The organism is Streptomyces sp. NPDC058812 (assembly GCF_042744565.1).
Classification (GTDB): domain Bacteria; phylum Actinomycetota; class Actinomycetes; order Streptomycetales; family Streptomycetaceae; genus Streptomyces; species Streptomyces thinghirensis.
In genome coordinates, this window is record NZ_JBHYOB010000006.1 from 398,705 (window position 1) to 412,681 (window position 13,977).

11 protein-coding genes and 1 pseudogene are annotated in these 13,977 nt (G+C 72.9%); all 12 read left to right on the forward strand.

The genetic code is table 11. The features are described 5' to 3' along the window. The first annotated feature begins 16 nt into the window (after positions 1–16). The 12 genes and pseudogenes from fabG to ACFW48_RS15805 all read left to right on the forward strand — a co-directional run bounded on the left by fabG (position 17) and on the right by ACFW48_RS15805 (position 13,928). Complete coding sequence (gene fabG / locus ACFW48_RS15750; protein ID WP_386314844.1) at positions 17–769, forward strand: 3-oxoacyl-[acyl-carrier-protein] reductase; 753 nt, start codon at positions 17–19, stop codon at positions 767–769. Continuing rightward, positions 766–1,491, forward strand: a complete 726-nt coding sequence (locus ACFW48_RS15755) for a 2-hydroxychromene-2-carboxylate isomerase (RefSeq protein ID WP_386314846.1) — start codon at positions 766–768, stop codon at positions 1,489–1,491. The genes fabG and ACFW48_RS15755 overlap by 4 nt, the downstream gene beginning before the upstream one ends. A gap of 176 nt (positions 1,492–1,667) precedes the next feature. Further along, a complete protein-coding gene (locus ACFW48_RS15760) occupies positions 1,668–2,102 on the forward strand; it encodes a MaoC/PaaZ C-terminal domain-containing protein (RefSeq protein WP_386314848.1) in 435 nt (144 codons plus the stop codon). Between the two features lie 76 nt (positions 2,103–2,178). Then, positions 2,179–3,306, forward strand: a pseudogene (locus tag ACFW48_RS15765) (AMP-binding protein); the annotation flags it as partial. A 515-nt stretch (positions 3,307–3,821) separates the two neighbouring features. Beyond that, positions 3,822–5,594, forward strand: a complete 1,773-nt coding sequence (locus tag ACFW48_RS15770; protein ID WP_386314850.1) for an acyl-CoA dehydrogenase family protein — start codon at positions 3,822–3,824, stop codon at positions 5,592–5,594. Continuing rightward, positions 5,591–7,321, forward strand: a complete 1,731-nt coding sequence (locus tag ACFW48_RS15775; RefSeq protein WP_386314852.1) for an acyl-CoA dehydrogenase — start codon at positions 5,591–5,593, stop codon at positions 7,319–7,321. Before ACFW48_RS15770 ends, ACFW48_RS15775 begins: the two co-directional genes overlap by 4 nt. A 29-nt stretch (positions 7,322–7,350) precedes the next feature. After that, positions 7,351–7,635 carry an acyl carrier protein gene (locus ACFW48_RS15780; RefSeq protein ID WP_386314854.1) on the forward strand — a complete coding sequence of 95 codons (285 nt, stop codon included), beginning with the start codon at positions 7,351–7,353 and terminating at the stop codon, positions 7,633–7,635. Further along, positions 7,632–8,972: a condensation domain-containing protein gene (locus tag ACFW48_RS15785; RefSeq protein ID WP_386314856.1), complete on the forward strand. Its 1,341-nt coding sequence runs from the start codon at positions 7,632–7,634 to the stop codon at positions 8,970–8,972. The genes ACFW48_RS15780 and ACFW48_RS15785 overlap by 4 nt, the downstream gene beginning before the upstream one ends. A 101-nt stretch (positions 8,973–9,073) precedes the next feature. Beyond that, on the forward strand, positions 9,074–11,383 hold the full coding sequence (locus tag ACFW48_RS15790; RefSeq protein WP_386314858.1) for an MMPL family transporter: 2,310 nt from the start codon (positions 9,074–9,076) through the stop codon (positions 11,381–11,383). Positions 11,384–11,594: 211 nt separating this feature from the next. After that, a complete protein-coding gene (gene sbnA, locus ACFW48_RS15795) occupies positions 11,595–12,578 on the forward strand; it encodes a 2,3-diaminopropionate biosynthesis protein SbnA (protein WP_386314861.1) in 984 nt (327 codons plus the stop codon). Positions 12,579–12,584: 6 nt separating this feature from the next. Then, positions 12,585–13,586, forward strand: a complete 1,002-nt coding sequence (gene sbnB / locus ACFW48_RS15800; RefSeq protein WP_386314863.1) for a 2,3-diaminopropionate biosynthesis protein SbnB — start codon at positions 12,585–12,587, stop codon at positions 13,584–13,586. Between the two features lie 126 nt (positions 13,587–13,712). Next, the gene (locus ACFW48_RS15805; RefSeq protein ID WP_386314865.1) at positions 13,713–13,928 is read left to right on the forward strand and encodes an MbtH family protein; all 216 of its coding nucleotides are present in this window, start codon (positions 13,713–13,715) and stop codon (positions 13,926–13,928) included. Positions 13,929–13,977 lie beyond the last annotated feature (49 nt).

Genomic DNA, 13,977 nt, shown 5'->3' on the forward strand with positions numbered 1-13,977 from the left:
AAGGAGGGCGTCAACAATGACTGCTGAGGCCTCGGAAGCGAAGGTCGCCCTGGTCACCGGCGGGTCGCGCGGCATCGGCCGCGCCGTCGTGAACCGGCTCGCGAGCGACGGTTACGACATCGCGTTCTGCTACCGCTCCGACGAGTCCGCCGCCGAGCTGGTGGCGAAGGAGGTCGCGGCCCTGGGCCGCGGGGTCTTCGCCCGCAAGGTGGACGTCGCCGACCGTGAGCAGGTCAAGGCGTTCGTCACGGGCGTCGAGGACGAGTTCGGGCCGGTCGCCGCCGCGGTCACCTCGGCCGGGATCACCCGCGACAACCCGCTGGTCCTGATGCCGGACGACGACTGGGACGCGGTGATACGGACCAACCTGGACGGCACGTACAACGTCTGCCGCTCGGTGATCTACCCGATGATCAAACGGCGCGGCGGCGCGGTGGTGACCCTGTCGTCCGTCGCCGGCGTCGCGGGCAACGCCGCACAGACCAACTACGCGGCGTCCAAGGCCGGCATCATCGGCTTCACCCGCTCCCTCGCCAAGGAGGGCGGCCGGTACGACATCCGCGCCAACACGGTCGCCCCGGGCTTCATCGACACCGACATGACGTCGGCTCTGACGGAGAAGGTCACCAAGGAGATGCTCGGACGGATCCCGCTGCGCCGCTTCGGCACGGCCGGCGACGTCGCCGCGCTCGTCTCCTTCCTCGTCTCCGACCAGGCCTCCTACGTCACCGGACAGGTGTTCCAGGTGGACGGCGGCATCGCGCTGTGAGCACCGGGAAGCGCAAGCGGGTGGTGCCGCGGTTCTACTTCTCGCTGCGCAGCCCGTACTCCTGGCTCGCCTACCGCGAACTCGTCGACGACCACCCGGAACTGGCCGCGCGCATCGAATGGGTCCCGTTCTGCGAGCCGGACGAGCTGAGCCGCAAGATGCTGGACGCGGCGGGCGGGGAGTTCCCCTACGCCGCGATGTCGGCGGCCAAGCACCGCTACATCCTCCAGGACGTACGGCGTCTCGCCGCCGCGCGCGGACTGAGCTTCCGGTGGCCCGTCGACCGGGACCCGGTGTGGGAGGTGCCGCACCTCGGTTACCTCGCCGCCCGGCGGCACGGCGAGGGCGCGCGGTTCGTCGCGCTCGCCGCGCGGGCCCGCTGGGAGGAGGGCCGGAACATCTGCGACCCGGCCACCATCGGCTCGTTCGGCCCGGAACTCGGCATCGACAGCGCCGAGTTGGCGGGCGCGTCCGACGACCCCCAGCTGCGGGAGGAGGGCCTTGAGGCGCTGCTCGCGGTGCACCGCGACGGGGTGTTCGGGGTGCCCTTCTTCACCGTCCACTACGACAAGTTCTGGGGCGTCGACCGGCTGCGGGACTTCGTGGCGGCAGCCGCCGCCCGCGAGGCCCTGGAAGCCGGGGACGCCGAGCGCCCCGACGAGGACCGGAGGCTCCCGCACGGCCCGTCGTTCGACGACGGCCACGCGGGCGGCTGCGGCTGACACCGGGCGCCGGGACCACCCGGCGCCACGGGCCCCCGCACGGCCGGCACCCCCCTCGCGGGCCCGGGGGCACGCCTCGCAGCCATCAGGCCGCCGTCCGGCACCCCCCTGCCGTACGGCGGCCTTCCGCGTCGTCCATGTGGACTCCCACGTGGTCTCCCACAGGAGGGAACGTCATGACCACTACCGCCACCGCTACCGCCACCGGTACGCCGGCCGTCGCCAACGCCGCCGACTTCGACGTCATGCGCCGCAACGCGCACTCCGCCGCCGTCGCCTTCACCGTCGCCGAGGCCGCCGCGGACCCCACCGTCGCCGGCCACTACCCGGGCTTTCCGGTGCTGCCCGGCCTCTATCTCGTCGAGGCGGTCGACCGCGCCGTCCAGGAGTGGGCGGGGCCCGCCCGCGAGGTCGGACTGGTCGCCATGGACCGGTGCCGCTTCCGCCACCCCGTGCACCCGGGCGACCGGGTGTTCGCCGCCGCCGAGATCACCGAGACGACGGAAGGCTTGCAGGTCAAGGGGACGGTGACCACCAACCGTGGCCGTGTGGCCGATCTGCGGCTGCGGTACCGGACCGCGGCCGGCCCCGCATTTATAGGACCGGGATAGCCGTGCCGACGAGGGTGGGCCCACCAGTCGGCTTCGAACGCAGGAGGAGTGGCACGTGATCTGCTTCGACGGGTACGTGAGCGGATTCCGGCGCCGGGTCGCGGAGCATCCGGACCGCACCGCCGTCCGCTTCGCCTCCGCGGACACCGCCACGGACGAGCTGGTCAGCTACGCCCGACTGGACGTCGACGCCCGGTCGGTGGCCCAGTGGCTCGCCTCCCGCACCGCCCCCGGCCAACGGGTGCTGCTCGCCTTCCACCCCGGTACCGGATTCATCCGGGCCTTCCTCGGGTGCCTGTACGCGGGAGTGATCCCGGTGCCCGTACCGGCGCAGGGCGGGCACAGCACGCAGGAGGCGCGCATCCAGGGCATCGAGGCGGACAGCGGCGCGAGCCTGATCCTCGACGACGCGACGCTCGAACAGGCCGTGGCCACCGATGTGCTCGGCTGGACGCCGCCCGCCGTACTGCCGCGGCTGCCGGCCTTCCTCCAGTACACCTCCGGCTCGACCAGTGAGCCCAAGGGGGTGGTGGTCTCCCACGCCGCCCTGGTCCACAACATCGAGCTGATGCGCACCAGCCACGGCTGGCACGGCGGGCAGACCTGGTGCAGCTGGCTGCCCGCGTACCACGACATGGGGCTCATCGCGATGATGCTCACGCCCCTCTACCTCGGCGGCACCGCGGTCCTGATGCCGCCCACCGACTTCCTCAAGCGGCCCGTCTCCTGGCTGCGGCTGATCGACCGGACCGGCGCCGCCATCAGCTGCGCCCCGAACTTCGCGTACGACCTGTGCGCGCGGCGGCTGACCGACGACCAGGTCGCCGGCCTCGACCTGTCGCGCTGGACGCACGCCTGCAACGGCGCCGAGCCGGTCGACGCCGCGACCCTGGCCCGCTTCGCCGCCCGTTTCGCACCGGCCGGGCTGCGCCCCGAGGCGCTGCTGCCCGGCTACGGACTGGCCGAGTCGACGCTGTTCGTCACCGGCACCCGGGTGGAGACACCCCCGGTGGTCACCGCGGTGGACGCCGCCGCACTCGCCGCCGGACGTCTCACCGGGGCCGGTCCGGGCGCGGCCGGACAGGAGCTGGTGAGCAGCGGCATCGTGCGCGGTCTGGAGGTGCGGATCGTCGACCCCGCCACGGCCCGGATCCTCCCGGACGGGGAGATCGGCGAGATCTGGATCCGCGGCGAGAGCCTCGCGCTGGGCTACTGGGCGCGCGAGGAGGAGACCCGGCGCACCTTCGACGCCACCGCCGCCGGGCTGGGCGGCGGCTTCCTGCGCACCGGCGACCTCGGTGCCCTCTTCGGCGGCGAGCTGTACGTCACCGGACGCATCAAGGAAATGATCATCGTGCACGGACGGAACCTCTACCCCCACGACATCGAGCGGGAGATCGGCGCCCTGGAGGAGGAGTTCGGGAACCTCCCGGCCGCCGCCTTCGCGGTCCCGCAGGGCCCGCACGAGGAGATCGTCGTCACCCAGGAAGTACGGGCGGGCCGCCGCGGCGAGGACGAGCTGCGGCACCTGGCGACCAGTGCGCGGACCCGGCTCGGCCGGCGCCTCGGAGTCCGGGTCGGCGCCGTCGCCCTGGTGCGGGTCGGCGAGGTGCGCCGCACCACCAGCGGCAAGATCCGGCGCACCCTCATGCGGGAGCTGTACCTCAAGGACGCGCTGGCGCACGCCGGGGCGCCCCGGACCCGGAAGGCGGACAGCCGGTGACCACGGCGGCCACGACAGCGACCACGGCCGGGGAGTGGGCCCCCTACGGGCTCACCGAGGACCTGGAGGGCCGGTTCGGCGATCCCCATGACGCGGCCCTGGAGTTCTCCTTCGCCCGGCTCGGCGCGCTGGACCGGGCGGAGGCGTTCCCGGCCGAGGTGTGCCGGCAGCTCGACACGCTCGGCCTGCCGAAGTGGTTCGTGCCCGCGCACCTGGGCGGAGAACTGCGCTCCAGTGAGGAACTGCTGCAGATCATCCGCACGCTGGGCCGTCGCGACTTCACCGTCGCGCTCGCGCACACCAAGACGTATCTCGGCGCGGTCTCGGTCTGGGTGGGCGGCACCCCTGAGCAGGCGGCATGGCTGGCCGGGCGGGTCATGGACGGCGCGGTGGTCTCGCTCGCGCTGACGGAGCAGTCGCACGGCAGCGATCTGCTGGCCGGCGAACTGACCGCCGAGCGCACCCGGACGGGCGGTTACCGGCTCGACGGCGAGAAGTGGCTGATCAACAACGCCACCCGGGCCGACCTGGTGACCGTCCTCGCCCGTACCGACCCGGCCGGCGGCGCCCGCGGCTTCAGCCTCTTCCTCGTCGACAAGGCCCGGCTGGACACGGAGAGTTGGCGTCCGGTCCCGGCGCTGCCCACCCACGGGGTGCGCGGCGCCGACATCAGCGGCATCGCCTTCACGGGCGCCGAGATCCCCGCGTCGGCGCTGATCGGCGCCGAGGGCGCGGGACTCGAGATCATCCTCAAGGGCTTCCAGATCACCCGCACGCTCTGCTCCGCGATGACGCTCGGCATGGCCGGACAGGCCCTGGGCGTCGCGGTCGCCTTCGCCGAGCGGCACGAGCTGTACGGGCGGCGGCTCGCCGACCTCCCGCAGGCCGGCCGCACCCTCGCCGAGGCCTACGCCGACCTGCTCGCCGTCGAGGCCGTCAGCCTGGTCGCGACCCGCGGCATCCACACCCTCACCGGGGAACAGAGCGCCGTGTCGGCCGTCGTGAAGTACCTGGTCCCCACCGTCGGCGACCAGCTCATCGCCGGCCTGCGGCAGGTCCTCGGGGCGCGCGCCATGCTGGTCGCGGACCACGCCGAGGGCACGTTCCAGAAGATCGAACGCGACCACCGGATCGTCGGCATCTTCGACGGCAGCACCGTCGTCAACCTCAACTACCTCATCAACCAGTTCCCGGTCCTCGTCCGCGGCTGGCGCGGCGGGCACACCGACCCGGCGGGCGTCGCCGCCTCCGCCCGGCTCGACGCACCGCCCCCCGCGCTCGACCCGGACGCCCTGACCCTGTACGCCCGGTCCGGCTGCAGCGTCGTACAGGCGCTGCCGGCCGCCGTCGGCCGGGTCCGCGACCGGGAACCGGACAGCGCCGTCGCCGCGCAGGCCGGGCGGCTGCTCGTGCTGGCCGGGGAACTGCACGACGAACTCGCCGCCCACCGGCCCTCCGCCCGCGACGTGCCCGAACGGGCCTTCGCCCTCGCCCGCGACTACACGCTGCTCTACGCGGCCTCGGCCGCCCTGCACCTGTGGCTGGAGAACCCCGCCGGACGCTGGTCCGACAGCGGCTGGTTGGAAGCCGTACTCACCCGTCTGCTGCGGCAGTTGAGCGGTGAGCCCGATCTCGACGACGAGGACGGGCCGGCCCTGGACCGGCTGCTGCCGACGCTGCGCCGGCAGCACCGTGAAGGGCTGCTGTTCTCGCTGTTGCACTGCGAACTGGCCGAGGCCGCGGGCCGTCCGACCCAGGAGGGGTCATGAGCGAGACGATCACGCACGCACCCGGGCCGCTGCCCGCGACGACCGCGGCCGACCCGGACCACCGGGTGCGCGCCGCCGCCCTCGAACGCCTCGTCGGACCCGCCGGTGACCCCGACAACCCGTTGGGCACCGCCGCCGTGCTCGCCGCGGACGAACACGGCGAACTGTCCGCCGAGGGCGAGCGGCTGCTCACCGGATACGGCCTCAACGCCGAGTTCGTGCCCCGCGCCCTGGGCGGCCGCTTCACGCAGGCCGACGGGCTCGCGCACCTCATGCGCACCGTCTTCCGGCGCGACTGCTCCCTCGGCATCGGCTACGGCGTCACCAGCTTCATCGCCGGACTGCCCGTCTGGGCGTCGGGCTCCGCCGCGCAGCAGCGGCGGGCCGCCGACATCCTGCTCTCCGGCGGCCGCGTCGTCGCCGCGTACACCGAACTCGCCCACGGCAGCGACTTCTCCCGCGTCGGCCTCACCGCCACCCCCGCGCCCGAGGGCCTGCGGCTGCGGGGCGGCAAGCAGCTCGTGAACAACATCTCGCGGGCCGAGGCCGCCGTGGTGTTCGCCCGCACCAGCGACCGACCGGGCAGCCGCAGCCACTCCCACCTCCTGGTCGACCTCGACCGGCTGCCCGCCGGCGCGGTGCGCCGCGACATCCGCTACCCGACGTCGGGCGTCCGCGGCTGCCTGCTCGGCGGCATCGAGTTCGACGACTGCCCGGTGCCCGCCGACTCCGTGCTCGGCACACCCGGCGGCGCCATGGAGACCGTGCTGCGCGCCTTCCAGGTGACCCGCAGCGTGCTGCCCGGCATGGTCGTCGGCATCGGTGACACCCAGTTGCGGGCCGCGCTCGGCTTCGGACTCGGGCGGCGCCTGTACGGCCGGCCCGTCGCCCGGCTCCCGTACCCGCGCGCCACGCTGGTGGGGGCCTTCGCCGACCTGCTGGTGAGCGACGCCCTGGCCACGGTCGGCGCCCGCTCGCTGCACCTGCTGCCGGGTGAGACCAGCGTGCAGTCCGCCGCCGTGAAGTACCTGGTGCCCAAGCTGCTCCAGGAGTCCTCGTACCGCCTCTCGGTGCTGCTGGGCGCCCGCAGCTACGTGCGCACCGGCCCGTACGCCGTCTTCCAGAAGGCCGCCCGCGACCTGCCCGTGGTGGCGCTCGCCCATGCGGGCAGCGCCGTCTGCCAGGCCACGATCGTGCCGCAGCTGCCGCGGCTCGCGGACCGCGGCTGGTTCCGGCCCGGAGCCGCGGCCCCCGCCGAACTCTTCCGCCCCGGCGACCCGCTGCCGCCCCTGGACCTCGGGCTGCTGGAACTCAACGCGCGCGGCCGGGACACCCTCAGCCGGGCCGTCACCGGCACCGAGTACGCCGACCCCCGCGTGAACGCCCTGGCCCGGCTGTTCGCCGGCGAACTGCGGGGCATCGCGCGCCGCGCCGCCGAACTGCCGCCCCGCGACCGCACGGTGCTCGCCTCGCGCCGCGGGTTCCTGCTCGCCGACCGGTACGCGCACGTGCTCGCCGCCGCGGCCTGTCTCGGCGTGTGGCAGCACGGCGACGGCCCGCGGCGCGATCCGGCCTGGGTGATCTGCGCCCTGCACCGGCTCGCCGACCGTCTCGGCCTGAAGCCGGGGCCGCTGCCCCGGGACGCGGCCGAGGAGCTCCACACGGAGCTGCTCCACCGTCACGAAGAGCACCGCACCTTCGACCTCATCCGCGCTCCGCTCGCCTGAGCGGGGCGCCGTCCCACGGGAGTTCAGCCATGTCCATCGCGTCCACCGGGCCGACCGCGCCCGACACCGTCTCCGCCACCGACATCCGCGGCTGGCTCGTCGAACGGATCGCCTTCTACCTGGAGTGCTCCACCGAGGAGATCGACGAGGACGCGCCGCTGGTCGACATCGGCCTCGACTCGGTCTACTCGCTCACCCTGTGCGGCGACGTCGAGGACCGCTTCGGGATCGCCGTCGAACCGACCATGGCCTGGGACCACCCGACCGTCGGCGCGATCACCGCCCACCTCACGGAAGAGCTGGCCAGGCAGTGACCGCCGCGCTCCCGCTCGCCGCGGGCCAGGAAGCCATGTGGTTCCTGCACCGGCTCGCCCCCGCCAGCGCCGCGTACAACGTGGTCCTCGGCGTGCGCGTGCACAGCCCGCTCGACGCGGAGCGACTGCGCCGCGCGGTGGTCGCCCTCGCCGGCCGCCACGAGCTGCTGAGCTGCGTGTACGAGGAGGAGGACGGGCAGCCGGTACGCCGGCCCGCGCCCGGCCTGCCCGTGCCGTTCGAGGTGCGCGAGGTGCCCGGCGGCACGGACGAGGAGGTGACCGCGCTCGCCCGCGAGGCCGGCGCCCGGCCCTTCGCGCTCCGCGACGCCTGGCCGTTCCGGGTCGTGCTGCTGCGCCGCGGGCCCGCCGACGCGGCGCTCGTGGTCGCCGCCCACCACATCGCGAGCGACGCCACCAGCCAGTGGCTGATGCTGCGCGACCTCCTCGACGCGTACGCCCTCGGCGGTGGGCCGCTGCCCGCCGCCACCGTCCCGTACAGCCGGTACGTCGACCAGGAACGGGCGCTCGCCGGCAGCCCCGCCCGCGCCCGCGCCGAGCGGTACTGGGCCGGGCTCGGCCAGGGCACCACCGCCGCGACCCTGACCCCCGACCGACCCGCCACCGGACCCGCGGCGCTGCGCGGCACGACCTACGTCCACGCGCTCGCCCCGGCTCTCGCCGCCCGGCTGCCCGGCGCGGCCGCGCACGCCGGGGTGACCCCCTTCGCGCTGCTGCTCGGCGCCTTCCAGGCCGCCGTGCACCGCTCCACCGGCCTCGACGACTTCCTCATCGGCTGCCCCGCGTCCAGCAGGATCGGCAAGGGCACCGCCGACATGGTCGGCTACCTCGTCAGCTCCCTCGCCCTGCGCGCCCGGTTCGCCGCCGACACCACCATCGGCGACACCGTGAGCGAGGCCCACCTGGGCCTGCTCGCCGGCCTCGGGCGGCTGCGTCACCCCGTCCCCGTGCCCAGGTTCGCCATGGCCGTGACACTGCTCGCGACCGACCGGCTGCCGGTCCCCGGCCTGGTCGGCGCGGCGGAACCGACCACCTACGGGGGACTGCGGCTGTCGCTCCTCGACCTTCCGCACATGGAGGGCCAGTTCGACGTCAACGTCGAACTGCGCAGCAGCGCGAACGGGCTGACGATCGTCCTGCGCTACGCCGACGAGCTGTTCGACCGGGAGACCGTCGAGCGGTTCGCCGCGGTGTGCACCCGCATGATCGAGGCGGCGGTGGACGAGCCCACGGCGGTCGTCTCGCGCATCCCGCTGACCGCGGGCGACCAGCTCGCGGAACTGCTGAGCCTGGGCGACGGCCAGTACGACGACTGGTGAGCGCGGCACCTCCCCCACCCCCCGAGGCCTCGGGATATAGGCCGTTTATGAGAAGGCGGTGCCAGCGTGAATCCACCACCCCTACCGACGAGGTCACCATCATGAATCAGGCAACCGGGGCCGGCCGACGGCCGTTGGTCGAACGGATCACCCACTGGAGTGTCCGAAACCGGAAACGGGCAGCCTTCGGCTGGCTGGGTCTGGTTGTCCTCATCATCGCGATCGGTGCGGGCCTGGGTTCCACCAGCCTCGACGAGCACGCGCCGGGTGAGACGGGCCGCGCACAGAAGATGCTGGACGACGCGGCCGTGTTCTCACCGCCGCAGGAGAACGTGCTGATCGAGGCGGAGGCGGGCGACCCCGCCTACGCCGACAACCCGAAGATGCGGCAGGCGGCCGCGGACGTCGCGCAGGCGCTGCGCGGACTCGGCAAGGACGAGACCGGCGCCGATTGGGCCTCCGACGTCGTCACGCCGACCGACGGCGCCGAAGCGGCCGAGAAGCTGGTGTCCGAGGACGGGCGTTCGCTGCTCGTCCGGTTCTCCGTGACCGGCTACTCGATGGAGCCGATGGAGAAGGCCGTCGCCGAACAGGCGAAGGCGCACCCGGGCGTCGGCATCACGCAGACCGGCAAGGTCAGCGTCAGCCAGGCGATCGACAAGATCCAGGACGACGACTTCCTGCGCGCCGAGGTGCTGTCCATCCCGCTCACCTTGGGGATCCTGACCGTCGTCTTCGGCTCGCTCATCTCGGCCGGCCTGCCGGTGCTGATCTCGCTGGTCTCCGTCGTGGCGGCCATGGGCTTCCTGACGTTCTTCGGCAAGTGGATCGCGATCGGTGACTCCACCCCGTCGGTGGTGCTCCTGATCGGCATGGCCGTGGGCGTCGACTACTCGCTGTTCTACCTGCGCCGGGCCCGCGAGGAGCGGGCCGCCGGCCATGACAACGACACCGCCCTCATCATCGCGGGCCGCACCTCCGGCAAGGCGGTCGTGGTCTCCGGGCTCACCGTCATGGTCGCGCTCGCCGGACTGTTCTTCACCGGCATCGAGACCTTCACCGGCATGACCGTCGGCACCATCGCCGTCGTCGGCATCGGCATGCTCGGCGCGATCACCGCGCTGCCCGCCGTGCTGTCCTGGCTCGGCGAGCGCGTCGACCGCTGGCAGGTACCGTGGCTCGGCGCCCGCCGCACCGTGGTCAAGGACTCCCGGGTGTGGGGCGCGATCGTGCGCAAGGTCGTCAAGGCCCCCGTGATCTGGGCCGCCGTCGGCGCGGTGGCCCTGGCGCTGCTGGCCGTACCCGCACTCGGCATGAAGCTCTCCGACCCGGACCTCAAGCACCGGCTGCCCACCGACGTACCGGCATTGCAGGCCCTTGAGCGGGTCGAGAAGGCGTTCCCGGTGGACACGCAGCCGGCCGAGGTCGTGGTGCGCGGCTCGGATCTGGACGGAGCCGCGGTCAAGTCCGCGATCTCCACGCTCAAGGAGCAGGTCGCCGGCAGCGACGGCAAGCTGATGGAGCCCGTCGAGGCCAGCCTGATCCCCGGCGGCGAACTCATGGTGGTACGGGTGCCGCTGGCCGGCGACGGCAAGAACGCCGAGTCCGTGGCCGCCCTGAAGGAACTGCGCGACAACGCGCTGCCCGCCTCGTTCGGCGAGGTCGACGGCCTGGAGTACGCGGTGGCCGGCGACACCGCCAAGCAGGAGGACTTCAACTCGGCACTGGAGAACAGCGCCCCGTGGGTCTTCGGCTTCGTGATCGTCCTCGCGTTCGTGCTGCTCGCGGCCGCCTTCCGGTCGCTGGTGATCCCGATCGTGTCGATCATCCTCAACCTGCTGTCGATCGGCGCGGCCTACGGCGTGCTGACCCTGGTCTTCCAGGACGGGCACCTGTCCTCGCTGCTCGACTTCCGCTCGTACGGCGCGGTGGTCAGCTGGCTGCCGCTGTTCATGTTCGTCACCCTGTTCGGGCTGAGCATGGACTACCACGTGTTCATCCTCAGCCGGGTACGTGAGTACCGGGGCCGGGGCATGTCCACCAAGCAGGCCGTGGTGGAGGGCATCACCAAGAGCGCGGGCGTCGTCACCAGCGCCGCCGCCGTGATGATCGCGGTGTTCTCGGTCTTCGCCACGCTCTCCGCCATCGACTACAAGATGGTGGGCGTCGGACTCGCGACCGCCGTGCTCATCGACGCCACGCTCGTGCGCGGAGTACTGCTGCCGGCCGCGCTGACGATGTTCGGCGACGCCACCTGGAAGATGCCGCGCGCCCTGCGCTGGCTGCCGGGCGTCAGCCTGGAGGGCAGCGACGACGCGCCCGCCCCCGCGCCGGCCGCCGCCCCGGACGCCGCGCCGCTGCCGACGGCTCCCCTCCAGGAGCCGGCCGGACAGACGGCCGTCACCCGCTGACGGCTCCTCCCTCCCCGGAAGAGCCCGCGAGAGCCCGGAAGAGCCGCACACAGCCGGCCCGCGAAGGAGCCGGGGTACGCCACGACCGGCGTACCCCGGCTCCTTTCGCGTGCCGGTCCGCGCCGTATAGGGGGGGTATAGCGGTCCCGCACAGAATTCGAGGGTCAGGTCAGAGGTTTTCCACAACAGTGCCTGCCACGAAGGGACAACCGTGCCCGAGAAACCGTACTCAGGAATTCTGTCGACCATCGGGAACACCCCGTTGGTCCACATGGAAAACCTGCTGCCCGGCTTCGGGTCCCAGGTCTACGCCAAGGTCGAGCGCTTCAACCCGGGCGGCAGCATCAAGGACCGGTCGGCGCTGAGAATGCTCGTCGACGCAGTGCGCAGTGGCGAACTGCGGCCGGGCGAGTCCGTCGTCGTCGAGTCCAGTTCCGGCAATCTCGCGGTCGGACTCGCACAGATCTGCCGCTACTTGGGGCTGCGCTTCATCTGCGTGGTCGACGGCAAGACCACCACGCAGAACCTCGCCATCCTCAAGGCCTTCGGCGCCGAGATCGAGGTCGTCACCGAGCGCGACACGGCCACCGGCGAGTATCTGCCGTCCCGGCTGCGCAGGGTGCGCGAGCTGGTCGCGAGCACCGCCCACGCGTTCTGGCCCAACCAGTACGCCAACCCCCTCAACCCGCGCGCCCACGAGGTCACCATGCGGGAGATAGCCCGGTCCCTGGACGGCCGGGTCGACTACCTCTTCGCCTCGGTCTCGACCTTCGGCACCCTCAAGGGCTGCGCCGACCACATCCGCGACGAAGGTCTCGGCACCACGGTCGTCGCCGTCGACGCCCTGGGCAGCGCGATCTTCGGGCTGGAGTCGACGGTACGGCTCATCCCCGGCCACGGCGCCTCCGTGGTGCCGCCGCTGATGGACCCCCAGGCCGCCGACGAGGTGGTCCACATCTCCGACCTCGAATGCGTCGCCGCCTGCCGCAGGCTCGTCGCCCGCGAGGCGATCCTGGCCGGCGGCTCGTCCGGGGCGACGGTCGCGGCCCTGCGGAAATACGCGGAGCACATTCCGGACGGGTCGAATTGCGTGCTCATTTTTCCGGACGGCGGCGACCGCTACCTCGACACCATCTACTCCGACGACTGGGTGCACCGGAATTTCGGCGAGGTCTCCCATCTCTGGAAGGACTGACTTCCCATGATTGTCATCCGGCACGCCGATGTCGAGAGCATCCTCAACGGCCGCGAGGCGGACAACGTCCGCACCGTCGCCGAGGCCTACCGGCTGCATGCCTCCGGGCAGACCGCGGTCCCGCACTCCGTCTTCCTGCGTTTCCCCGGACACGACCGGGACCGCATCATCGGCCTGCCGGCCTACCGCGGCGGCGACCGTCCGGTGGCCGGAATGAAGTGGATCTCGTCGTTCCCGGCGAACATCGAGTCGGGACTGCGGCGCGCCAGTGCCGCGATCCTGCTCAACTCGCTGGCCACGGGCCACCCCGAGGCGCTGGTCGAGGGCTCGGTGATCTCCGCCATGCGCACCGCGGCCAGTGCCGCGCTCGCCGCCGAGCTGCTGACCCGCGACGCCCGCCCGACCGGTGTCGCGCTGATCGGCTGCGGTGTCATCAACCAGGAGATCTTGCGCCATCTGCGCGCGGTGCTCCCGGAGCTGGCCGAGGTCACGCTGTTCGACCAGGCGCGGCCCCGCGCCGAGGAGTTCGCCGGCCGGCTCGCCGCCGACGCGCCCGGGCTGCGGGTCGTGTACGCCGACTCGCTCGACGAGGCGCTCGGCGCGCACCCGCTGATCTCCTTCGCGACCACGGCGGGGGTGCCGCACACCGGCCTCGACGCGGTGCGGCCGGGCTCGCTGGTGCTGCACGTCTCGCTGCGCGACCTGCACCCCGAGGCGCTGCTCGGTGCCCACAACATCGTCGACGACGCCGACCACGTGTGCCGCGAGCGCACCTCGCCGCACCTGGCCGAACAGCTCACCGGCAACCGGGACTTCATCGACGCCTCGATCGGCGAGCTGCTCGACGGCGAACGGGAGTTCGTCCGCGTCCCGGGCCGGACGACGGTCTTCTCGCCGTTCGGGCTCGGGGTGCTCGACATGGCCCTCGCCGCCGACGTGTACGACGCGGCGGCCGCCAAGGGCCTGGGGGTACGGGTCGACGGCTTCCTGCCCCCGCCCGCCGCCTGAGTACACCCGCGCACCACGTGCACGATCCGTGCCGTCCGCACCACACACCGCCCGCACCACGCATCACCCACCACCCGCACCACCCACCACCGGGCGACCGCCCGACCACCCTTCCAAGGAGCAGACATGGCGACCGAGCCGACCGACGACCGCACCTACCGCGTCGTCCGCAACGACGAGGACCAGTACTCGATCTGGTGGGCCGAGCGCGACCTGCCCGCCGGCTGGAGCGCCGAGGGCACCGAGGGCACCCGCGAGCACTGCCTCGCCCGGATCGCCGAGGTCTGGACGGACATGCGCCCGCGCAGCCTGCGTGAGCGCATGGAGGCCGACGCGGCCTGACCCGCCCCCCGCCCCGCCCCCCACGCCTTCCTCCACACCTTCTCTCTTT

Bases quoted from the DNA above. Each gene is read 5' to 3' on its own strand.
- fabG (WP_386314844.1), top strand. From the start codon at position 17: ATGACTGCTGAGGCCTCGGAAGCGAAGGTCGCCCTGGTCACCGGCGGG.
- ACFW48_RS15760 (WP_386314848.1), top strand. From the start codon at position 1,668: ATGACCACTACCGCCACCGCTACCGCCACCGGTACGCCGGCCGTCGCC.
- ACFW48_RS15775 (WP_386314852.1), top strand. From the start codon at position 5,591: ATGAGCGAGACGATCACGCACGCACCCGGGCCGCTGCCCGCGACGACC.
- ACFW48_RS15780 (WP_386314854.1), top strand. From the start codon at position 7,351: ATGTCCATCGCGTCCACCGGGCCGACCGCGCCCGACACCGTCTCCGCC.
- ACFW48_RS15790 (WP_386314858.1), top strand. From the start codon at position 9,074: ATGAATCAGGCAACCGGGGCCGGCCGACGGCCGTTGGTCGAACGGATC.
- sbnB (WP_386314863.1), top strand. From the start codon at position 12,585: ATGATTGTCATCCGGCACGCCGATGTCGAGAGCATCCTCAACGGCCGC.
- ACFW48_RS15805 (WP_386314865.1), top strand. From the start codon at position 13,713: ATGGCGACCGAGCCGACCGACGACCGCACCTACCGCGTCGTCCGCAAC.